Origin of the sequence: Pseudomonas silensiensis (assembly GCF_050434865.1) — a bacterium.
Classification (GTDB): Bacteria; Pseudomonadota; Gammaproteobacteria; order Pseudomonadales; family Pseudomonadaceae; genus Aquipseudomonas; species Aquipseudomonas fluorescens_W.
In genome coordinates, this window is sequence record NZ_JBNDJH010000017.1 from 130,071 (window position 1) to 151,518 (window position 21,448).

24 protein-coding genes are annotated in these 21,448 nt (G+C 60.6%); 11 read left to right on the plus strand and 13 right to left on the minus strand.

The genetic code is table 11. The features are described 5' to 3' along the window. Positions 1–114: 114 nt before the first annotated feature. The 3 genes from QF010_RS22960 to QF010_RS22970 all read left to right on the plus strand — a co-directional run bounded on the left by QF010_RS22960 (position 115) and on the right by QF010_RS22970 (position 2,607). On the plus strand, positions 115–939 hold the full coding sequence (locus QF010_RS22960; protein WP_429534001.1) for an alpha/beta fold hydrolase: 825 nt from the start codon (positions 115–117) through the stop codon (positions 937–939). A 154-nt stretch (positions 940–1,093) separates the two neighbouring features. Continuing rightward, complete coding sequence (locus QF010_RS22965) at positions 1,094–2,326, plus strand: hypothetical protein (protein ID WP_429534002.1); 1,233 nt, start codon at positions 1,094–1,096, stop codon at positions 2,324–2,326. Next, positions 2,323–2,607, plus strand: a complete 285-nt coding sequence (locus tag QF010_RS22970) for a hypothetical protein (protein WP_429534003.1) — start codon at positions 2,323–2,325, stop codon at positions 2,605–2,607. Before QF010_RS22965 ends, QF010_RS22970 begins: the two co-directional genes overlap by 4 nt. Before the next feature lie 47 nt (positions 2,608–2,654). Here the strand turns inward: QF010_RS22970 and dsbG are convergent, their stop codons facing one another. From dsbG to dsbD, 3 genes are read right to left on the minus strand one after another with little or no spacing between them, the layout of a single operon-like run. Then, a complete protein-coding gene (gene dsbG, locus QF010_RS22975) occupies positions 2,655–3,425 on the minus strand; it encodes a thiol:disulfide interchange protein DsbG (RefSeq protein ID WP_429534004.1) in 771 nt (256 codons plus the stop codon). Next, the gene (locus QF010_RS22980; RefSeq protein ID WP_429534005.1) at positions 3,401–4,267 is read right to left on the minus strand and encodes a prolipoprotein diacylglyceryl transferase family protein; all 867 of its coding nucleotides are present in this window, start codon (positions 4,265–4,267) and stop codon (positions 3,401–3,403) included. The genes dsbG and QF010_RS22980 overlap by 25 nt, the downstream gene beginning before the upstream one ends. Next, positions 4,267–6,003, minus strand: a complete 1,737-nt coding sequence (dsbD, locus tag QF010_RS22985) for a protein-disulfide reductase DsbD (RefSeq protein WP_429534006.1) — start codon at positions 6,001–6,003, stop codon at positions 4,267–4,269. Before dsbD ends, QF010_RS22980 begins: the two co-directional genes overlap by 1 nt. Positions 6,004–6,156: 153 nt before the next feature. Between dsbD and QF010_RS22990 the strand changes: the two genes are divergently transcribed. The 5 genes from QF010_RS22990 (at position 6,157) to QF010_RS23010 (ending at position 10,714) form a co-directional block, all read left to right on the plus strand. After that, complete coding sequence (locus QF010_RS22990; RefSeq protein ID WP_033059189.1) at positions 6,157–6,840, plus strand: response regulator; 684 nt, start codon at positions 6,157–6,159, stop codon at positions 6,838–6,840. Further along, a complete protein-coding gene (locus QF010_RS22995) occupies positions 6,837–8,162 on the plus strand; it encodes an ATP-binding protein (RefSeq protein ID WP_033059190.1) in 1,326 nt (441 codons plus the stop codon). The genes QF010_RS22990 and QF010_RS22995 overlap by 4 nt, the downstream gene beginning before the upstream one ends. A 267-nt stretch (positions 8,163–8,429) precedes the next feature. Then, on the plus strand, positions 8,430–8,915 hold the full coding sequence (locus tag QF010_RS23000) for a GNAT family N-acetyltransferase (RefSeq protein WP_429534007.1): 486 nt from the start codon (positions 8,430–8,432) through the stop codon (positions 8,913–8,915). Between the two features lie 77 nt (positions 8,916–8,992). Beyond that, a complete protein-coding gene (locus tag QF010_RS23005; RefSeq protein WP_429534008.1) occupies positions 8,993–10,405 on the plus strand; it encodes an aspartate aminotransferase family protein in 1,413 nt (470 codons plus the stop codon). Between the two features lie 81 nt (positions 10,406–10,486). Continuing rightward, a complete protein-coding gene (locus QF010_RS23010) occupies positions 10,487–10,714 on the plus strand; it encodes an MbtH family protein (RefSeq protein WP_033059194.1) in 228 nt (75 codons plus the stop codon). A gap of 130 nt (positions 10,715–10,844) precedes the next feature. Here QF010_RS23010 and QF010_RS23015 read toward each other — a convergent pair whose 3' ends face one another. From QF010_RS23015 to QF010_RS23055, 9 genes are all read right to left on the minus strand, one after another. After that, positions 10,845–11,750 (minus strand): metal ABC transporter substrate-binding protein, encoded by a 906-nt coding sequence (locus tag QF010_RS23015; RefSeq protein WP_429534009.1) that lies wholly within the window; start codon positions 11,748–11,750, stop codon positions 10,845–10,847. Beyond that, on the minus strand, positions 11,751–12,650 hold the full coding sequence (locus QF010_RS23020; RefSeq protein ID WP_033059198.1) for a metal ABC transporter permease: 900 nt from the start codon (positions 12,648–12,650) through the stop codon (positions 11,751–11,753). Then, a complete protein-coding gene (locus QF010_RS23025; RefSeq protein ID WP_429534010.1) occupies positions 12,650–13,513 on the minus strand; it encodes a metal ABC transporter ATP-binding protein in 864 nt (287 codons plus the stop codon). The genes QF010_RS23020 and QF010_RS23025 overlap by 1 nt, the downstream gene beginning before the upstream one ends. Beyond that, positions 13,510–14,436: a metal ABC transporter substrate-binding protein gene (locus tag QF010_RS23030; RefSeq protein ID WP_429534011.1), complete on the minus strand. Its 927-nt coding sequence runs from the start codon at positions 14,434–14,436 to the stop codon at positions 13,510–13,512. Before QF010_RS23030 ends, QF010_RS23025 begins: the two co-directional genes overlap by 4 nt. 35 nt (positions 14,437–14,471) lie before the next feature. Beyond that, positions 14,472–15,044 (minus strand): DUF6162 family protein, encoded by a 573-nt coding sequence (locus tag QF010_RS23035; protein ID WP_129437248.1) that lies wholly within the window; start codon positions 15,042–15,044, stop codon positions 14,472–14,474. Then, entirely contained in the window at positions 15,041–15,370 is a 330-nt protein-coding gene (locus tag QF010_RS23040) for a hypothetical protein (RefSeq protein ID WP_429510747.1), read from the minus strand. Before QF010_RS23040 ends, QF010_RS23035 begins: the two co-directional genes overlap by 4 nt. Beyond that, entirely contained in the window at positions 15,367–15,909 is a 543-nt protein-coding gene (locus QF010_RS23045) for a thiamine pyrophosphate-binding protein (RefSeq protein ID WP_429534012.1), read from the minus strand. The genes QF010_RS23040 and QF010_RS23045 overlap by 4 nt, the downstream gene beginning before the upstream one ends. After that, complete coding sequence (locus tag QF010_RS23050) at positions 15,906–17,105, minus strand: PepSY-associated TM helix domain-containing protein (protein WP_429534013.1); 1,200 nt, start codon at positions 17,103–17,105, stop codon at positions 15,906–15,908. The genes QF010_RS23045 and QF010_RS23050 overlap by 4 nt, the downstream gene beginning before the upstream one ends. A gap of 238 nt (positions 17,106–17,343) precedes the next feature. Next, entirely contained in the window at positions 17,344–17,802 is a 459-nt protein-coding gene (locus QF010_RS23055) for a VOC family protein (protein WP_149629201.1), read from the minus strand. 265 nt (positions 17,803–18,067) lie between these two features. Here QF010_RS23055 and QF010_RS23060 point away from each other — a divergent pair, with 265 nt between their 5' ends. The 3 genes from QF010_RS23060 to QF010_RS23070 all read left to right on the plus strand — a co-directional run bounded on the left by QF010_RS23060 (position 18,068) and on the right by QF010_RS23070 (position 20,796). Beyond that, complete coding sequence (locus tag QF010_RS23060; RefSeq protein ID WP_429534014.1) at positions 18,068–19,282, plus strand: SfnB family sulfur acquisition oxidoreductase; 1,215 nt, start codon at positions 18,068–18,070, stop codon at positions 19,280–19,282. Positions 19,283–19,284: 2 nt separating this feature from the next. Continuing rightward, positions 19,285–19,950, plus strand: a complete 666-nt coding sequence (locus QF010_RS23065) for a methionine ABC transporter permease (RefSeq protein WP_033059210.1) — start codon at positions 19,285–19,287, stop codon at positions 19,948–19,950. 75 nt (positions 19,951–20,025) lie between these two features. After that, entirely contained in the window at positions 20,026–20,796 is a 771-nt protein-coding gene (locus tag QF010_RS23070) for a MetQ/NlpA family ABC transporter substrate-binding protein (protein ID WP_429534015.1), read from the plus strand. A 152-nt stretch (positions 20,797–20,948) separates the two neighbouring features. On the opposite strand, the gene soxR is transcribed toward QF010_RS23070, so the two are convergent. Next, positions 20,949–21,404 (minus strand): redox-sensitive transcriptional activator SoxR, encoded by a 456-nt coding sequence (soxR, locus tag QF010_RS23075; protein WP_033059214.1) that lies wholly within the window; start codon positions 21,402–21,404, stop codon positions 20,949–20,951. Positions 21,405–21,448 lie beyond the last annotated feature (44 nt).

A 21,448-nucleotide genomic window follows, 5' to 3' on the forward strand; every position in this document is an offset into this window, starting at 1 on the left:
CCCGCGAAGGCGTCATTGAAATGTGCGCGGAATTGCGCGTTGACTGTCGCTTCGGACCGGCTCAGGCTGCCTGTGCTTTTTTGGGTGGATCGCAATTCACAAAGGAGACAGTCAATGCCCTTCGTTACGGTTGATGGACAACCCCTTCACTACATCGATCAAGGCACCGGCCCTGCCGTTCTACTAGCCGGCAGTTATCTGTGGGACCAGGCCATGTGGGCGCCGCAGATCGCCGCCCTGTCGCAGCAATACCGGGTGATTGCTCTGGACCTCTGGGGCCACGGTAAGTCCGGGCGGATGCCCGAGTGCACACAGTCGCTGGATGACGTAGCGCGCCAGGCACTGGCGCTGCTCGATCATCTGGACATCGACCGTGTCACGCTGGTCGGTCTCTCGGTCGGCGGCATGTGGGGCGTGCGTCTGGCGCTGTCGGCACCGCAGCGCATCAACGGTCTGGTGCTGATGGACACCTACGTCGGCGTCGAGCCGGAACCGACTCGCCAGTACTATTTCTCGCTGTTCAAACAGATCGAAGACACCGGAGTGATTGCGCCGCCGCTGCTCGACATCGTCGTGCCGATCTTCTTCCGCCCGGGCATCGATCCGCAGTCGGCGCTGTATCAGGATTTCCGCGCCAAACTGGCCGCACTGCCGCCGGAGCGTCTGCGCGAGAGCATCGTGCCGATGGGGCGGATTACGTTTGGACGGGATGATCTGTTGCCGCGTCTGGGCGAGTTGAATCCTGACACCACGCTGCTGATGTGTGGCGATCAGGACAAGCCGCGGCCGCCGTCGGAGACGAAGGAGATGGCCGAATTGATCGGTTGCCCGTATCTGCTGGTGCCGGAAGCGGGGCATATCTCCAATCTGGAGAACCCGCAGTTTGTCACCGACGCGCTGCTGACATTTCTGTCTGAGCGGAATCAGCACAGCGCTTGAAGTTGATCTTTGGTCTATAGACCGTCGGTCGGATACACGGTTTTTGGCACTAATTACTGTCAACTTTGACAGTAGCGAAACCCTCCTGTTAGCAGACTTAATAGCTTCACCCACATTGGGTTATCCAGTGTTTATCCCTGACAGGAGGTCTGCCATGTCCAATCAGAAACTCGGCGATTTGGAGTTACCGGTCCCCATCGTTGTAGAGGCTTCGCACAATTCCACACTGGCTCCAAGCAAAGCACAGGATGGCGCCCGGGTAAGGATTGAGTTTGAGGGTATTACCAGCGATCACGTTATCCAGTTTTTTTTGCAGCGCTCCGACGGCACACAGGTTTTCACCGCCCAATTACAAGGTGTTGGTACAGGTACCGAGTTTGTGGTTCCGAAGTGGGTCATTGGGGCCTGTATTGGCAAGACTGTAACGCTTTGGTACGAAGCAAATTTGGAGGAGTGCACGATGACTTCTCACAAGCTTGATCTGACGGTGGAACACATCGCACCAGCTGATCTGCCTGCACCACGGCTGCCCGATGTATTTAAGATAGAGGGAACGGAGTTTCTGGACCTGCGTCGATTCAGTGGGGACGCCCGGGTGCAGCTCGTTCCCTGGATGTTCATTGCTTTGGGGCAACGGATTTGGATAAGCGCCATCGGGCAACGCAGTTATCCCAATCATGAGACCCATGAGCTGGTGACGGCACTAGAAGTGACCTCAGAGCAGGCCAGCAATGGTCTGGAATTGGTTATTCCTCGTGCCTGGCTGAGTGGGCTCGACGACAAATCGGCGTTGACGCTCAAGACCTTAGTGACCTTCGATGCAAGCCCGGATTTGGAGACCGCTCACGAGCTGCCGCGCACGACTCATTTGCTGCGCATATCGGATACCAATCTGCTGGCGCCGACGGTCGAACAGGCACCAGAGGGTGTTCTCGATCCGGATCGGACCCCAGAGGGGGCCACGATCACTATCAAATTTGACGGGATGAAAGGCACCGATACGATTATCCCGCGGTGGAGCGGAACTCCGGGTAACGGCACTCCGATATTTGAGAGTCGACCGGGCTCTGATCTGGGACTGATAAAGGTCGTTGTTCCTGCCTTGGCGGTTAGTGCGAATGAGGGCAAAACGGTCGAGGTTGACTACAGCGTACTTAGGAGCGACATCGAACGACCCTCACCAGTAACGCGGGTGACGGTGCAGAGGCGACGTTATGAACACCGGGAAAATTTTGATGGGCAACCGACTCAGTTGATTACTTCGGGGCAATCTATTGAGATTGCGACCATGACCATTAAATTTATCAAGGGGGGGGGACTGCGGGGATTATGCCCTTCTCCAACACCAAAGGCATTTTGGAGGGACCTGCAATTGGGATGTGTGTGAACGTAGGTACGCAGATTCCTGCACAGTGTTTGCGCGTTGAGTTTAAAACCGATTACGACCGAATCAGTTTCGCATGGAGTCACCATCATCTTCCTGGTGAAATAGCCTATTTCGATTCAAGTGATGTCCTGCTCGGTACTCAGCGCTTTGCTGGTTTTAACCAAGGTGAACCCTTGCATCATTGGGTCGATTTTTCGGCTCCTCAACGAGGGCGCATAGCAAGCATGGAAGTTACTGTTCAGGACTACAGCTTTCTGGATTTCTTCACCATGTGTGGTTGATCGTCAAGGAGTATGCAAAAGCCCGCGTTTTAACGCGGGCCTTTTTATCACTTAGGCCCGAGAATTTGCACCAACTTGTCTGGCGACGGCGCGCCTTGCTGTTGTTGCAGCTCGCCCTTGTCGTCCATGTAGAAAATCGCCGGGGTGGCCTGCAGCTCCAGGTCTTCCATCAACTTCATGTTGGCCGCCAGCTTCGCCTGAATCGCCGGGGGTACGTTTTTCAGGGCTTTTAGCGAGCTGTCCTTGCCTGCCTTCTCATGGTCTTCCAGCGCTTTCTGCGGATCCTTGGCGGCCAGCAGTGCAGCCGATTTTCCCGGACTGTCTTCGCGAATGATGCCAACCATGATGTGCCGCAACTGCACCTTGCCAGCCTTGACCCATGGCCGCGCCTGTTCCCAGAACACGTTGCAATAAGGGCAGTTCGGATCGCTGAACAGGTACACGATCCGCGGTGCATCTTTCTTGCCGTCGCCGATCCAGTTGCTGGTTTCCATCTTGCCCCAGACTTCCTTGGCCATCGGTGCGTAAACCAGCTTTTGCAACGGCGCGCTGCTCAGGTCTTTGCCCTCGGCGTCGTACAGATTGCCGAGCAGCACGTGCTTGCCATCCGGGGTCAGGTACAACGCTATGCCGTGGTTCTGGTACTTCGCCGCATAACCGCGCAAGCCGTCGGGTGCGTCGAATTGGCCGACGATTTTCGCGCCCTTGGCTTCGATTTTCTTGATCGCTTCGGGCAATTCTTCGGCGGCCTGCAGCGACGGTAGATGCAGCAGGGCGGCGCCCAGGGTCAACGTCAGCAGGTGGCGGAGGCGGGGCATGGCAGTTTCCTTGAAGAGGTGGCCGGTACGGCAGGATTCGGGGTGTCGAAGTTTTCCAGGGCGCGGGCCAGGCTGGCTTCCGACAGCTCACCCAGATGGCTGCCCAGCAGGCGACCGTCGGGGCTATAGAACAGCGTAGTCGGCAACGCCATGGAGCCGACGGCCTGACCCAATCGGCCACTGCCGTCGAACAGCACGTTGGACAGGCTCAGGCCCTGGGTTTCCAGAAAAGTACTGACGCTTTGCATGCTTTCAGCCTGATTGACGAACAGGAACGTCAGGTCCGGGCGGTGTTGCTGGGCGTTTTCCAGCACTGGCATTTCTCGACGGCACGGCGGACACCAGGTCGCCCAAAGATTGATCACCAACGGGCCGCCCTTGTAGTCCGCCAGTTGCACGGTTTCACCGGCGGCATTGCGCAGGGTAATTTCCGGCAGGCGTGTGCCTTGCTCGTAAAGGGTCAGGGAAAAGGTCGCCAGCAGCCAGAACGCCAGGCCACTGGCCACGCCAAAGCCCAACGGCCAGCGCAAGCCCGGTCGACGCCAGCCTCGATACAACGCGGCCAGCAGCAGCACGATCACACCCGGCCAGGCGAGGAAACCGCCGTCGCGCAGGTCGATGATCTGCCAGGGGTCATCGCGATAATGCATCCAGTAAACAGCCACAAAACTGACCCGGGCAGCCAGCATGCCGAGCAGGAACAGGCTGAACAACACCGACTCCGGATTCTCGCCGCCGCGCTTGGCCACCCGCCAGCCGATGAAGGTCGCCAGCGCCAGGGCGCTGATCAGCAGCAGGTGATTAAGCGCGATGGCAAAAGTGCCGAGGGTAAAGGTCAGCATTAACGGGCGTCTCGGGTAATGGTCCAGCGTTGCAGGAAGGTGCCGGCATCGACCTCACCGGTGATGCGCTGGCTGCGACGCTCGATGCCATCGGCACCGATCCACAGCAGGCTCGGTGGCCCCGGCACTTTATAACGGCCGAGCAGTTCACGGCTGGCGGCATTGTCGGCGGTGACGTCCAGCCGTAGCAAGCGCACATCGCTCAAGGCTTGCAGTACGTGAGCTTTGCCGAATACCTGCTTTTCCATGACCTTGCACGACACGCACCAGTCGGCGTAGTAGTCCAGCAGCACCCACTGGCCTTGAGCCTGTGCCGCGTCGAGTTCCCGTTGCAGAGCGGCCGGGTCCTTGATCGTGGTGAATGCGTCGTGGCCGACCGGGTTTGCGGCACTGCTCGAGTTTGAAGCGCTGTAGACCTGCAATGGCTTCAACAGGTCGTCGCTGCCGCCGGCGGCACCGATCATCAGCAGGCTGCCCCACACACCCAGCAAGAGTGAGCTGGCGCCGAACACATGGGCGACGCGACCGAAACCTTCCGACTGCTTCCAGGCGCTGTACGCGGCAATCAACAGTAATGCACCGCACAAACCAATCCACAGCGATTCATCCAGCACCGGACGCAGCATCAGCAACGCGGTGGCGAGGAACAGGAAGCCGAATACGCCCTTGAGCAGGTTCATCCAGGCGCCGGGTTTGGGCAGGAAGCGATTGCCAACGGTGACCAACACCAGCAGCGGCACACCGATGCCGATGCCCATGGCGAACAGAATCAGCCCGCCATGCAGCGCATTGCCGCTTTGAGCGATGTAGAGCAAGGCGCCCGCCAGCGGGGCGGTCATGCACGGACCCACCAGTAAACCGGACAAGGCCCCCAACACACCGGCACCGAACAGGCTGCCGCCGCGCTGATTGCGCGAGACGTTTTCCAATCGATCACGCACGGCCACCGGCAGTTGCAACTCGAAAAAGCCGAACATCGGCAACGCCAGCAACACAAACACCGCCGCGAAACTGCCCAGCAACCAAGGGTTCTGCAACAACGCCTGCAGATTCGCCCCGAGCAGCGCGGCCAGCACGCCCATCGCCGCATACACCAGCGCCATGCTCACGACGTAGCTGGCGGCCAAGGCGAAACCGCGCTTGGGCGTGGCGCCACTGCCGACGATCAAACCGCCCAGAATCGGCAGCATCGGCAGCGAGCAAGGCGTGAAGGCCAGCAACAGCCCCAGACCGAAGAACACCAGCAAACTCCAGCCCAGCGCCCGCTGTTGCAGGCCGCTGGCCAGGGCTTGGTCCGGCGCTTCGTTTGCCGCTGCGATAGAGGCTTTGCCGCCCAGATCTACCATCTGAGTTTGCGGCGGGTAACACAACCCGGCATCGGCACAGCCCTGGAAGCCCACTTTGATTTGGCCCGTGGCGCCGGCCGGGATCTTCAGTTCCAGGCCTTGGCGATAGACCTGCTGTTCGCCGAAGAACTCGTCGCTGTGCGCTTCGCCTTCAGGCAATGCGGGATGGTGCTCAGCGGGCAAACCATCGAATTTCAGGCGTTTCTGATAAAGGTAATAACCGTCGGCGATCTGCCAATAGAGCTGGGTTTCACCGGATTCAAGACGTTCGGAGGTAAAGATGAACGCCTTGCCGACGGGAAGAAAATCGGGTTTGGTCGCAAACGGATCAGTCCCTGCCTGGGCCAGACCCGAGATCAAGAGAACAAAAAATACAAACAGTCGACGCATGGGTAAGCCTTATCCCTGTGCAAGTGAGGTGCAGAATGGGAGGCGGCGATTAACCGATGATTAACCACAGTGGCCTTGTGGCAATGGCGCTTGCGGCATAATGTCCGCTTAATCGGCCACCGGCCTAATCACCTTTTTTCCACAGGTCTCACCATGCACGTACTGGTTTGCGAAGACGACGAGTTGATCGCCAGCGGCATTGTTGCCGGCCTCACCGCTCAGGGGCTGACGGTAGAGCATGTCGCCACCGCAGCGTCGGCCCGGGCGATGCTCAAGGTCGCCGAGTTCGATGTGATGGTGCTCGACCTCGGTCTGCCCGATGAAGACGGTTTGAAGCTGCTGCAGCAGTTGCGACACAGCGGTCTGGAAATCCCGGTGTTGATCCTCACCGCCCGGGATGCAGTCACCGACCGCGTCGACGGCTTGCAAGCCGGCGCTGACGATTACTTGCTAAAACCGTTCGACTTGCGTGAACTCGCCGCGCGTCTGCATACGTTGCTACGACGGGTGGCGGGGCGTAGCGTCAACCTGATCGAACACGGTCGCCTGACCTACGACCCGAGCAGCCGCGAAACCATGCTCGGCGGCCAGCCGGTGGACCTTTCCCGTAGAGAACAATCGCTGTTGCAGGCCTTGCTGCATAACCGGGGCCGGGTGTTGTCGACCGAGCAACTGAAAGACAGCGTTTATGGTTTTAACGATGAGCTGGAAAGCAACGCCCTCAACGTGCATATCCATCACCTGCGGCGCAAACTCGGCAATGGCATTGTCGAGACGGTGCGCGGCCTGGGCTATCGCCTGGGGCCGGCCGATGGTGGCGAGGAATTGAAAAAGTGATGAGCCTGCGTTTGCGCCTGAGCCTGACACTCGGCGCCGCTTTTGCCCTGATCTGGGCCTTGGCTGCGGCCTGGATGCTCAGCGACCTGCGCAATCAGATGATGTTTTCCCTCGACCAGCGCCTGGTGGCGTCGGCACGCATGGTCGCCGGCCTGATGGAGCAACTGCCGCCATTGCCGAGCAAGGGCGAGGGCACCCATTTCAGCGCTGAACAACTGAACCTCCCCGGCGGCATGGCTTGCCAGGTCAGTTCATTGCGCGGCGAAATCCTCGCCCGCAGTCACACCGATCCGCAACAAACCCTGGAAGCCGAGAAAATGGGCTTTCACGACCAGATGATCGACGGCGCACCGTGGCGCAGTTTCACCCTGGCCCGCGGCGACGTGCGCATCACCACGGCCGACCGGCAGATCGAGCGTGAGGCCTTGAACATGTCGATCCTGCTGGCGGCTTCGGTGCCGGTGGGCGTGGCGTTGCTCGGTTGCCTGTGCCTGCTCTGGCTGGGGATCGGCCAGGGGCTGGCGCCACTCAACCGCATGCGCGATGCCTTGATGCGCCGCAGCGCCGACTCCCTGGAACCGCTGCAGATCCAGCCGCTGCCCAGCGAACTGCAACCGTTGCTGGACACCCAGAATCAGCTGTTCCAACGGATCGGCAAGACCATCGAACGGGAACGCCGCCTGACCGGTGACGCCGCCCACGAATTGCGCAGCCCGCTGACGGCGATCAAGACCCACCTGCAAGTGGCGCGCATGACCGACGGCGCGGCTCGGGATCAATCCCTGGCCCGGGCCGAAGAGGGCGCCGATCGCCTGCACCGGACCCTTGAACAATTGCTGCTGCTGGCGCGGGTCGAGGGCAGTCTGTCGTTCGATGACGGCGTGCAATGCAGCGCCGAGCAGGTGGCGAAACTGGCGATTCAGGACGCCGCCAGCGGTGATCGTCAGCGGATCAAATTTCAGATGCCGACGAAAATCTCTCACGCCCCGGTGCAAATGCCCGCAGTGCTGTCGATTGCCGCGTTGCGCAACCTGCTGGACAACGCCCTGCGTCATACCCCGGGCGAAGGGGCGGTGGAGCTGAGCCTGGAAACCACTGGCAGCCGTGTGCGCTTTTTGGTCCGCGACCACGGCCCGGGGATTGCTGAAGACGATCTGCAACACCTGACCCAACGCTTCTGGCGCAACGGCCAGAGCACCGGCTGCGGACTGGGTCTGGCGATTGTCCAGGCAATCGTGCAGCGCTGTGGTTGCACTCTGCATTTCGACAGTCGGCCGGACGGGTTGCGGGTTGAGTTGACCATGCCTTTGCAGCCGGCGTGAACTTCAAAATCCACCCCTCACCCCAATGGGGAGAGGGGGGAAGGGAGCCGATTTTCATGCTTTTCAAAAACTGAGTTCGACTCAGACTTTCAGGTCGATGTAGCTCTAAGAACACCTCGGTCAGTTCCCTCGCCCCTGGGGGAGAGGGTTAGGGTGAGGGGGGATTGCGCAAGCACACCAAATGTAACGTCTCTCCATTAGCCACCTGTTCTCCACAGCGCTATCGTCCCCGGCAGCTTTTTCTCAATGGATTGAGGTAACAGCGCCATGGATGCACCCCTACACATCTGCAAGGCAACCCCCGCCGACGCCGGCATTATCAGCCGGATCGTCGAGCGCTCCATTCGCGTGGGTTGCGCGCTCGACCATCGCAACGATCCGCTCACCGTCGCCACCTGGACCCACAACAAAACCATCGAACACGTGCAGCCCTGGCTGACCGACGAGCGGTTGTACCTGAACATCGCCCTGTTGCAGGACAAACCGGTCGGCGTCGCGATGGCGGCGATCAGCGGTAAGGTCGCGTTTTGTTACGTGCAGCCGGAATGGTTTCGTCGCGGCGCCGGGCAAGCGCTGGTGCGCGACCTCGAAAGCTGGTTGACCAATCAGGGTTTGCGCCAGGCACGACTCAACAGCACCCGCACCAGCGAAGCGTTTTACCGTCGTCTGGGTTACCAGCCTTGCGCTGAAACCTTCACGGTGGCGGGGCTCCACGCCATCCCCATGCACAAAGCGCTGACACCCCCTTCATAGAAAGCTGATCGAGGGTCTAAATCCTCGGCACCCTGATGCGTTTCCAGAATAGGAAAACCTTATTGAGGGGTCGAGAGATGTCAGTCGCTACCAGCCTTATGGAAGATCAGTCGGCCCGGATCACTCCGGCGCCGACCGAGACGCTTTATCAGTTCAACGAATCGCCGCTGCTGGCCCGTCAAAACCAGCAGGAATCGAATGCCCGCAGCTATCCGCGACGCATTCCCCTGGCCCTCAAACGGGCCAAGGGCATTTATGTCGAAGACGTCGAAGGCCGCCGTTTCATCGACTGCCTGGCCGGCGCAGGGACGTTGGCCCTTGGGCACAACCATCCGGTGGTGATCGAAGCGATTCAGCAAGTGCTGACCGATGAACTGCCGCTGCACACCCTCGACCTGACCACCCCGGTCAAGGATCAATTCGTCCAGGACCTGTTCGGCCTACTGCCGCCCGCTTTGGCCGCTGAAGCCAGGATCCAGTTCTGCGGCCCGACCGGCACCGACGCGGTGGAAGCCGCGCTGAAACTGGTGCGCACCGCCACCGGACGCAGCACCGTGCTGTCGTTCCAGGGGGGTTATCACGGCATGAGCCAAGGCGCGCTGAGCCTGATGGGCAGCCTGGGGCCGAAGAAACCCTTGGGCGCCTTGCTCAGCAGCGGCGTGCAGTTCATGCCGTATCCCTACGATTACCGCTGCCCGTTCGGGCTCGGCGGCGCGCAAGGCGTGCAGGTCAATCTGAATTACCTGGAAAACCTGCTGAATGATCCCGAGGCGGGTGTGCAATTGCCGGCCGCGGTGATCGTCGAAGTGGTGCAGGGCGAAGGCGGGGTGATCCCGGCCGATCTCGATTGGTTGCGCGGTCTGCGGCGGATTACCGAGAAGGCCGGCGTGGCGCTGATCGTCGATGAAATCCAGAGCGGTTTTGCCCGCACCGGCAAGATGTTCGCCTTCGAACACGCCGGGATCATTCCGGACGTGGTGGTCATGTCTAAAGCCATCGGCGGCAGTTTGCCGCTGGCCGTGGTGGTCTACCGCGACTGGCTCGACACCTGGCTGCCGGGCGCCCATGCCGGGACCTTCCGCGGCAATCAAATGGCCATGGCCGCAGGTTCTGCGGTGATGCGTTACCTGACCGAACACAAGGTCTGCGAGCACGCCGTCGCTATGGGCGAACGCTTGAGCGAACACCTGCGCATCCTGCAACGGGACTTTCCTCAACTGGGTGATATTCGCGGTCGCGGCTTGATGCTGGGTGTTGAACTGGTCGATCCGACTGGCGAGCCGGATGCGCTGGGTCATCCGCCGATCTTCGGTCGTCTGGCGCCACTGGTGCAGCGTGAATGCCTCAAGCGCGGTTTGATTCTTGAACTGGGCGGTCGTCATGGCGGCGTGGTGCGATTCCTGCCGCCGCTGGTGATTACTGCAGCGGAAATCGATCAGGTAGCCGAGATTTTCGGCCGGGCCATGGCCGCTGCCACCGCCAGCCTCTAAATTTTTCAGCCTCTGACACGTTCCTTCTACATAACGGCTGCGCACGCAGTGCCGCCCACCCTACAGCGATGGAGAAACACCATGACTTCAGTATTCGACCGCGAGGACATCCTCTTTCAGGTCGTGGTCAACCACGAAGAGCAGTACTCGATCTGGCCGGACTACAAAGCCGTGCCTGCAGGCTGGCGCACCGTGGGCAAGAGTGGCCTGAAGAAGGAATGCCTGGCGTACATCGAAGAAACCTGGACTGACATGCGTCCACTGAGCTTGCGCCAGAAGATGGAAGAGCAGGCGGCTGCGGCTCACTAAGTCACCGCGCAAAAAGAAGCCCGCTGAACCGATATCGGTCAGCGGGCTTTTTTGGGGCTGGAATTTGTGTCGCCTGTCAGGCCGCCTTCGCGGGCTTGCTCGCGAAGAACGATAACGCGGTGTAGCTGACCTACGCCCCACTCAACCCCTTGATCAGCAAATCCACATTCCCCTCCAGCTCGGCCACCGGATCCGCCGCCTCCACACTCAACACCACCAACCGACTCCCGGCCTCGGCAATCACCGCTTTCACCGCCTCCGACGGTTGTCGGTGATGCAGCACCACCGCCACGTCATTGTCCTTGAGTGTCGCGCCCAATTGCTTGAGCGCTTCAGGTGTCCACTCGGCATCCGGCCGCGCATCGAGGCCGATCAGTTCCAGGTTCAGACCGCCAATCAGATAGCCAAAGTGATCGCTCAGGCTCATCACGCTGAGGTTGTCGGCACTGGCCAACCGCGCTTCGCTGTCAGCGCTGAGCTTGAGCAAGCGCTGTTTGAGCGTCGCCAGGTTAGCCTCGATCTTCGGCTTGGCCGCGGGCGCCAGGCGCACCAGGTCCGCCGCCATGACGTCCGCCATCCGCCCCATGTTGTTGCTGGACAACCACGGCTGACTGTTCAAACCATCGACCTTGTTGCCGGGTTGCACGGCGATGCCGGGCAGGGCGCCGTCCACCGGGCGCGCGGCATCGACTTCGACGATACGAATGTTGCTGCGCCGCGAGATCGGGTAAAGCGGATCATCCGCCCACAGCGAACGCAGGCCGATCACTGCATCGGCATCGGTCGCCAGTTTGGCCAGCGCCGGGGCGCCACGACCCGTGAAGTACGCGGTCTGACGGCTGCCGGGCAGGTTTGCCGGCGCGGCACGTTCAAGGTTGACGTCGGTGCCTTTGAGCAAGACTTCGCCCAGCCCGTATGTGATCGGCAAGGACGCCAATACGCGCAGGGGCTTGGCGCTGTCCGCCGCGAGCAGCGAGGTGTTGACCAGCCCACACAGGGCAAAGGCCAGGGTCAGTTGAAGCAGAGGAAAAGACATTTATCCGAGGTTCCCTTTCAGACTGGGGACAACGCCACGCGCAATGGCGGCGAGGGCGAAGGCGATTCCGGCCACCAGAATGATCGCGGCACCGGACGGGATAGGCAGGTCGAACACAATTGGCGCAAGGATCCCGCACAGCGTGCTGATCGTGGCAATCAACACCGAGCACCAGAAGAAGCCCTTCAGCGATTGACTCAGCAATCGCGCCGCCGCCGCCGGAATCACCAGCAGCGCACCGACCAGAATCGCGCCAATGACTTTCACCGCCGCCACGGTGATCAGGGTCACCAGAATCACAAACAGATAATCCAGGGTCTTCACCGCCACACCACGGACCGCCGCCAGTTGCGGATTGAAACTGGCCAGCATGATGCGGTTGTACAGCGGCAAGGCCAATGCCATGACCAGCGAACCGACGATGGCCAACACCAGCAGGTCATTGCCGTTGACGGTCAGCACCGAACCGAACAACACGTTTTCGAGGATGTGCACGTTGATCTTGCCCGCCAGAATCAGCAGCAGACTGGCACCCAGCGCCAACGACACCGACAGAAACACACCGATCAAGGTATCCGGCGCCAGTCCCGTGCGGTTGCGCAGGTAGTTCAGCAAGATGCCGAACAACAAGCAGTAGCCGAACAGGCTGCCGTAAGGCCCGGTGTACGGTTCGCCCAGCAGAATGCCGATGGCCACGCCGGTCAGCGCCGCGTGGCCTACCGCTTCGGAGAAAAACGCGAAGCGCTTGACCACCACCAACGTCCCCAGTCCGCCCAGCACCGGGCCGATTAGCAAGCCGGCGAGCAACGCGTTAACCACAAATCCATAGGCCAGCGCCTCGGGCAGATAACCTGACGAGGCCCAACCCTGAACCATCAAACGAAAGGCTTCGTAACTCATCAGGTAACGCTCCGTGGATGGGTCGAGAACAGGGTCAGCAGGCGTTCCGGGGTCAGTGCCTGTTTCGGCGTGGCATCGAACAGCACCCGGCGATTAAGCCCGGTGACGCGATCCGCCAACCGTCCAACCGCCTCCAGATCATGCTCGATCCACAGCACGGTGATGCCGCTCTGGCGCCAGTCGCCGAGCAGCCGTTCGAACACCTGAATACCGGCCTCGTCGAGCGCCGACATCGGTTCGTCGAGCACCAGCAACTGCGGCGCCGGAATCAACCCTTGAGCCAGCAACACCCGCTGGCGCTCACCGCCGGACAACGCACCCATGCGCCGCTCGCGTTTGTCCTGCATGCCGACCCGCTCCAGCGCTTCGCCAATCGCGGTGGCGTAGTGCTTGCTCAATCCGAGAAACGCCGGACGCCGCTGGCACATCGCGGCCATGAAATCGTCGACGGTCATCGGCAAACCCCGATCGAACTCCAACGCTTGGGGTACGTAGCCGATAGTTCCAGGTGTGCCGGGCCATTGCAGACTCAAGCGACCCTGATGCGGCATCTGCCCGAGCAAGGTTTTGATTAGCGAACTTTTACCGCCGCCATTGGGGCCGACCAGCGCATGCACGCTGCCGGGCTGGACCTGGAAGGTCACGTTGTCGAGGATCGTCGTGCGGCCCAGCGTCAAACTGACCTCCGCAAAATCCAAAGTAGGCCCCAAACCCTGTAGGAGTGAGCCTGCTCGCGATTGCGGTGTGTCATTTAGCGATGATGTTGACTGGCCGGACGCCTTCGCGAGCAGGCTCGCTCCTACAGGGGATTCGGTGTCAGTTAGATCGGGGGTTTGTGCACTGATGGTTTCTTTGGCAGTCATTGGCCGGACTCCTGAATCGCCCGGACCACGGTGTTGAGGTTGCCGGTCATTTCCTTTTCATACTTGTCAGCGGTGTATTCGCCATAGGAAATGTGCGACAGCGGGTACAGCTTCACCCCGGACTCACGCTGGATGGTCTCGACGTAGGTGGACGGGAAATCCATCTCCGAGAAGATCACTTTCACGTCCAGTTCGCGCAGTTGATCGATGGTCTTTTTCAGCTGGCTCGGGCTCGGCTCGATGCCGTGGGCCGGCTCGACCACGGCGGTCACTTCCAGGCCAAACTCGCGCAGCAGATAGTCGTAAGCCGCATGAACCGTGGCCACCCGCAGTTCGGCGTTCGGCGCCTGGGTCAGCTTCGCCAGGGCGTCGGCGCGCATCTGCCGCAGGCGCTTGCTGTAGGCGCGGGCGTTCTGGGTGTAGATCTTGGCGTTGGCCGGGTCGAGCTTGCCCAGTTCCCGGGCGATGTTGTTGACCTGGGCAATCGAGGCGCTGATCGACAGGAACGTGTGCGGGTTCACCACCTTGCCGGCGCCGCGAGCGGCGACGCCGGTGGCGGCCAGCAACGGCACGTTTTCGTTGGCTTCGATTACCGGGACGTTCGGCGTTTCGCTGGCGGCGATCATTCGATCGGCAAAGTCGTCATGGCCGACACCGTTCAACACGACCACGTCCAGCCCGCTGATGCGCTTGATGTCTTCGGCGCGCGGCTCGTAGGCATGCGGGTTGAAACCGGCCGGAATCAGCGGCACCACCTCGGCCTTGTCACCGACGATGTTCGCCACGTAGCTGTAATAAGGGTGCAGGGTGATGCCGATGCGCAGGCGTTTGGTCTCGTCGGCATTGGCCAGCGGGGTCAGCAGACAAGCCAGTAAACCGACCAACATCAGGCGCAAGAAACAACGTTGAGATGAAATAGGCATGGGAAAGCGGTCTTCTCTCGGGTGAAGGCGAGGGGTCAGTGCCGGTGCTGGCGGGTCACGCCGGCATCGAATTGCGCGACGATCTGCTGCCAGCCGGCGCTTTCGAGCGCGGCATCAGTCAGGTCGGTCGGGGCCGCGAGGGCGTTGCCGCGGTTGAGCCAGACGTCCGGAGCATCGTCGTCAGCGGTCAAACGCATCAGAAACGAACCCGCCACGGTGGGCGTCTGGCTTTGGCCGAAGTAAGCCTTGGCGTCGAGCAATTGCCAGGCATGGCCGCCACGGCTGACGGAACTGGCGTCCTGGGCAAACGGTGCAAAACCTTCATCGGCGAGGGCGGCGGGGGCGGGCAGCGCCTGTTGCTCCTGGCGCAGCAGGTGAATCTCGTCGAGCGTCACCCGCAGGTCGGCGTAGATGCCTTGCTCGGACGCGCTCAAGTCACGACGGGCATCCAGTTGATGGCTGCCAACGCTGCTGACTTCCTGAGACTCACCGCGCCAGGCAACCACCGAGCCGGCCACCGCCAGAATCATCAGGCACAACAGCAACACATAGAGGGTTTCATGGCCGGCACCGGCCGGGCGGACGATTTGCGTAGTCGGCGTACTCATGGGGCTTCGATGTCCGCTTGGTCGATCTCGACGACGTGGCCGGGACCTGCGTCGAACAGCACATAGAACTCGGCGCCGGGCTTCTTGAAAGTCAGGGTCGAATCGGCGCCGAGCTTGCCCGGCACCAGGATGGTTTCGTCGTAGCCGATCACGTCCAGGGTCACCCCCGGCGCGCCGCTGCCGTCGGAGAAACCGCCGGTGCATTTGATCTGCTCGGCGTCGATGGCTTTGCATTCGCACATCGGGTTGTGGGCCAGGGCGCTGGCGCTGAAGCCTGCGCAGAGCACCAGCAGCGCGGCGCTTAGAGGACGTATAACGTTGATCATGGTTTGCCTCCTTGTTGGTTCAGCCAGGCGAGGGTGGCCGGGGATGCCTGGCTCAGGGGGACGGAGGCCTGGTGCATGGCGCCGTCCCAGCCTTCCATGGTGATCCACAGTTCGGCGTCGGCGTTGGTCTTCTCGGGAATCGGCAACATCGCGCCCATGCGGTACGGCGTGCCGAAGAAAATCACCCCGGCAGCGCGCAGGCTGCGCGGTTTGCCAATGCGCAGGTACGTCGCCTTGACCTGATCGCGGCAGCTGTCGCACAGCGCCGCGTTGAAGCTTTTCATATAGCCGGCCGGACCATCGAGGGTCGGTGCTTCGTTTCGCAGCTCGGCCAGGCGCAGGCTCCAGGGGCCGACCTGAACCTCGCCGATCTCCCGCTCGCCCAGGCCGGTATCACCGCGAAACAGCGCCGCGTCGGCGAAGTATTTGGGCATGAACCCCAAGGGCACCAACAACAGCAGAACGTTGATGTGGAAGCGCCATTTGTGCCAGAAACGGCTCAGTTTCGAGCCCGGTTTGTCAGCGGCGAACAGGCTCATTGGCTGACCTCCGTGGTTTCACGGCTGTTGACCGCAGGGGCCTGACTGCGCGGGCGTTTATGGCTGCGCTTGAGGGCGTTGGCCGTGGCGAGAGCGGTGCGTTTGGTCCAGATCAACAGGCCGCTTAGGACCATCATGCTGAGGATCAGACCGAAGAAGAACCAGATCAGCTTGATCCAGATGCCGCCGAAATCCCCGGTGTGCAGCGGACGCATGGACTCGGTCACCAACTCCAGGCCGGACCGGTCCGACAGCAGGCGGGTGGCGGCGATGTCGCCGGTGTACGGGTTGATGTCGGCGGTCTGGAACATCAGCGGATACCAACTGCGCCCGCCTACCGAGAGGTAGCTGTAGGCATTGGCAGGCAGGCTGACGAAGCTGTCGTCCAGGCCGGGAATACGTTCCTTGGCTTCGCGGATTGCCGTCTCCAGGCTGATCATCGGCGCTGGTGAACCGTCGGCAGTCAGCGGGACACTTTCACGCGGAACCACGGCAGCCACCGGCGCGGTGGATATCGAAATCTGGTTATCGAACATGAACGCCTGAATCAGAAACCAGGTGCTGGTGATGGAAATCACCGCGATAAACCAGATCGACCAGATGCCGCTGAGGCGGTGAAAGTCGCCCCAGAAAATCCGTGCACCGTGACGAATGCGCAGGGTCGGTCGCAAGAAACCTTTCCAGAAGCGCTTGTAGACCACCAGCCCGGTGACCAACGAAGCCAGCAACGGCAAGCTCAGGAATGACACCAGGTACCAGCCCCAGCTGTAACCGTTGGTGAACGGCACCAGCCACCAGCCATGCAGGGCGCGGGTAAACGCCTTGAAATTGAACTGCGGCGCAGTGCCCTGAATGATGCCGCTGTAGGGATTGACGTAAACCGTCACCGAGCGACCGTCGGGATAACTGACGTCCACGTCGAGGGCGAAGTGCGATTCATCGGGCCGGCTGATGGCCTCAACCAGAGTGTTCGGCTCGGCCTTTTTGATCGCGGCAATGATCTGGTCATAGCTGAGCAGCGGCGCATCGTCCGAGGGTTGGCTGGCGCGCATTTGCGGGTTGGCCAGCCAGACGATTTCCTGGCTGACCACCGCCAGGGTGCCGGTCACGCAGACGATCAGCACGAAAAACCAGATCGGCAATGCCAGCCAGCTATGGACCAGAAACCAGAGTTTTGAACGGGATTTCTTCGACATGATTAAAGGTCTTGTTTCGATGAGCGGGCCTCTGCTGCGGGCTTTCCAGCGATGAGGTCCATGTAAGGCCGGGCCGTGGCTTTTGCCTACGCGGGCCGACTGCATCTAAATAAGACGGATGAGCATCGAAAATCCCGAAGGGGGATATGAAAGAAAATGTTTCGCGGCTACTGGTGCGGTGCAGCAGGCGAGTGATCCACGATCGTTCCCACGCAGGAGCGTGGGAACGATCATTAGCCTAACCCTGTTTGAACATCTCCTTCGCCCGCTGCTCAATCTGCGCCTGAGTCAGATCCTCCTTGCGCGTGGCCAGAAACCACAGATGCCCATAGGGATCCTTCAGGGTTCCCGAGCGGTCGCCATAAAACTGATCCTTGACCTCGGAAACCACCGTGCCGCCAGCGGCAATCGCCTGTTTGTAAGACTTGTCCACATCGTTCACATACAGGTGCAGGCCCACGGACGGCGACTTGTCCGGATTGCTCAGCGGACCCTGGTCGCACGGCGTGCCAAGCATGATCGGGCAATCGCCGATGCGCAGTTCGGCATGCCCGATGCCGCCATCGGGCATGGACAGGCGCATGACTTCGGTGGCACCAAACGCTTTCTTGTAGAACTCGATGGCTTCGGCCGCTTTTTGAATGCCCAGATACGGGGTGATGCTGTGATAACCCTCTGGAATGGGTTTGACGCTCATGGCTGTTCTCCCTGTTTTTGTAGTCAGTCGAGAAAGGTCCTGTGCCGTTTTCCGGCCGGATAACTATAGGTCAGCCTCTTTTCTGCAACCGAGTGTCCGACGAGCAGCACCACTGTTCAGCCATCAACAGCGAAGCAGCAGATTGCTCTTGCTCGTTATCCTGAGGTCGCGAAAATACCGCTGAACGCCTCGAAAACACTGGCTCGAACGGTCCGGCACAGAAGCTGCAATGCCCTCTGGTAAACATTGGTGCCGAGAGACTTGTATGCCTGAATCTGCCGTTTATCCGATCAACCCACCGGCCGCCCATCGGATCGCCGACGAAGCCGAAGCCCTGCGCGTCGCCGAACAGATTGCCGTGGTGTTGCTGGAGCAAGACGCCGAGCGCGACCGCACCCGCCAAGTGCCCGCCGAGATCGTCGATCTGTATTCCAACAGCGGTTTGTGGGGCATCAGCGTGCCGAAGGCGTTTGGCGGCGCGCAGGTGTCCTATGCGGTGCTGGCGCAGGTCATCGCGATCATCTCGGCGGCCGATCCGTCCCTGGGGCAAATCCCGCAAAACCACTATTGCCTCCTGGAAGACATTCGCCTGCAAGGCACGCCTGAGCAGCAAACGCACTTCTTCGGGCTGGCACTGCAAGGTCACCGCTTTGCCAATGCCTTGTCGGAAACCGGCGGCAAGACCGTGCAGGATATTCAGGCGACCATCCGCCGTTACGGCGACGGCCATGTGATCAACGGCCGCAAGGGTTATTGCACCGGTTCGCTCTACGCTCATTGGCTGGCGGTGTTGGCGCTGGACGAAGAGCAGAAGGGCCAGTTGGCCTTCGTCGAGCGCGGCACCCAAGGGCTGGTGATCGTCGATGACTGGGACAGCATCGGTCAGCGCACCACTTCCAGCGGCACGGTGCTGGCTGAGGACCTGCACGTCTTCGCGTTCAATCTGTTTCCGACGTATCGCTCTTATGAAACACCCACCCTGGCGGGCCCGTTCGCGCAGTTGACCACCGCCGCCATCGACGCCGGCATCGCCCGTGCGGCCCTGCGCGACACCATCACATTCGTTCAACAATTCGCTCGGCCGTGGATCGACGCGGGTGTGGAAAAAGCCAGTGAAGATCCGCTGACCATCATTCAGGTCGGCGGCCTGGAGATTCGTCTGGAAGCGGCCGAAGCCTTGCTGGAACGCGCCGGTTGGGCGCTGGATGTTGCACGTTCGGCACCTGATGAACACAACGTCGCACAAGCCTCATTGGCCGTCGCCAAAGCCAAAGTGCTGACCACTGAAATCGCCATCGAGGCCAGCAACAAACTCTTCGAACTCGGCGGCACTTGTTCGACCCTGAGGAAACACAACTTCGACCGCCACTGGCGCAACGCCCGGGTCCATACCCTGCATGACCCGGTGCGCTGGAAGTACCACGTGGTTGGCAACTGGCTGCTCAATGGCGTCAAACCACCACGTCACGACTGGTCCTGACCATGGCCGAGTGGTTGAAAAACATCTATTGGGCCGACATCGCCCAAGCCTGCCTCGACACCCTGAGCATGCTCGGTGCCGCCCTCGGTTTTACCGTGCTGCTGGGCCTGCCGCTGGGCGTGGTGCTGTTCCTCACCGGCAAGCGCCAATTGCATGAAGCCGTCGGTGTTTATCGGGTGCTGTCGGTGATCGTGAACATGTTGCGCTCGCTGCCGTTCATCATTTTGCTGATCGTGCTGATTCCCCTGACCACGCTGTTGGTGGGCACTTCCCTCGGTGTGCCTGGGACGATCCCGCCGCTGGTGGTGGGTTGCACGCCGTTCTTCGCGCGGCTGGTGGAAACCGCCTTGCGTGAAGTCGATCGCGGAGTGGTGGAAGCGACCCAGGCCATGGGCGCCAACACGTGGCAGATCATCCGCCACACCTTGTTGCCCGAAGCGCGGGGAGGGCTGCTAGCGGCGGTCACGGTGACCGCGATTGTGCTGGTGGATTACACGGCGATGGCCGGGGTGATTGGTGGCGGCGGTCTTGGCGACCTGGCGATCCGCTACGGCTATCAGCGTTTTCAGACTGACGTGATGGTGGTCACCGTGGTGCTGTTGCTGATCCTGGTTCAGGCCCTGCAAATGACCGGCGACCGACTGGTGGCGCGCTACAGCCGACGATAAAAATTTGATTCAACCCTTAAAAATCGGCCCAACGTCCGCCCCACGACGGCCACTCAATCTGCCTAGGAGCACACCATGAAAAAGACCCTGGCCATTCTGGCTGCCGTCCTGTCGTTCAACGCTCACGCCAACGAAAAACTCATCGTCGGCGCCACCCCGGTGCCGCACGCGGAAATCCTCGAATTCGTCAAACCGACCCTGGCCAAGGAAGGCGTGGACCTGGACATCAAGGTTTTCACGGACTTCATCCAGCCCAACCAGCAACTGGCGTTGAAGAACCTCGACGCCAACTATTACCAGTACCGGCCATTTCTCGATGACTTCAACAAAACCCGCCATACCGATCTGGTACCGGTGGTCGGTGTGCACATTGAACCGTTTGGCGCTTACTCGACCAAAATCAAAAACATCGCCGACCTGAAGGATGGCGCCACGGTGTCGATTCCCAATGACCCGGTGAACACCGGTCGCGCACTGGTGCTGTTGCACGAAGCCGGCCTGATCAAACTCAAGGACCCGAGCAACACCCTGGCCACTCAACGCGACATCATTGAAAACCCCAAGCACCTGAAAATTCGTGAACTGGAGGGAGCGCTGCTGGCCCGTTCGGTGAGTCAGGTGGACCTGGCGTTTGTCTTTGCCAACTACGCACTGGAAGCGGGGATCGACACCAACAGCGCGTTGATTGTCGAGAAGGGCAAGAGTTTGTACATCGAGTTTCTGGTCGCGCGGCCGGACAACATCAATGATCCAGGCTTGCAAAAGCTGGCCAAGGCACTGAATTCGGATGAGGTTCGGCAGTTCATTTTGACCCGCTACAAAGGACAGATTGCACCGGGGTTCTAAACACAATAACTGTGGCGAGGGAGCTTGCTCCCGTTCGGCTGCGCAGCAGTCGTAAAAACCAGAGGATGCGTTTCCACTGAAAGGACACCAATACCTGGATTGGGGCCGCTTCGCAGCCCAGCGGGAGCAAGCTCCCTCGCCACAGAGTGTGATCAACTTTGTTCCAACAGCTGCGCCCCCGGTCCTCTCTCCCCCAACACATCGCCAAAGTTGCGCAACGGACACGCCTCCATCGACAAACACCCACAGCCAATGCAGCCATTGAGCCGATCCCGCAGCAAGGTCAGCTGATTGATCCGCTCATCCAGATCCCGACTCCATTGCGCCGACAACACCTTCCAGTCCGCTGCCGTCGGCGCCCGATTGTCCGGTAGCGATTTCAATGCCTCGCCAATCTCCGCCAACGGAATGCCCAATCGCTGGGCCACTTTGATCAACGCCACCCGCCGCAACACTTCTCGGGGATAACGCCGCTGGTTGCCCTGGTTGCGATTACTTTTGATCAAACCCTTGGACTCGTAAAAGTGCAGTGCCGTGACCGCGACACCGCTGCGCGCAGCCACTTGGCCGACGGTGAGTTCCTTGTGCAGATTTTCCGAGGTGATCATTTAAAAAATGCCCCTTGACCTCAAGTTAACTCGAGGTTTTACCC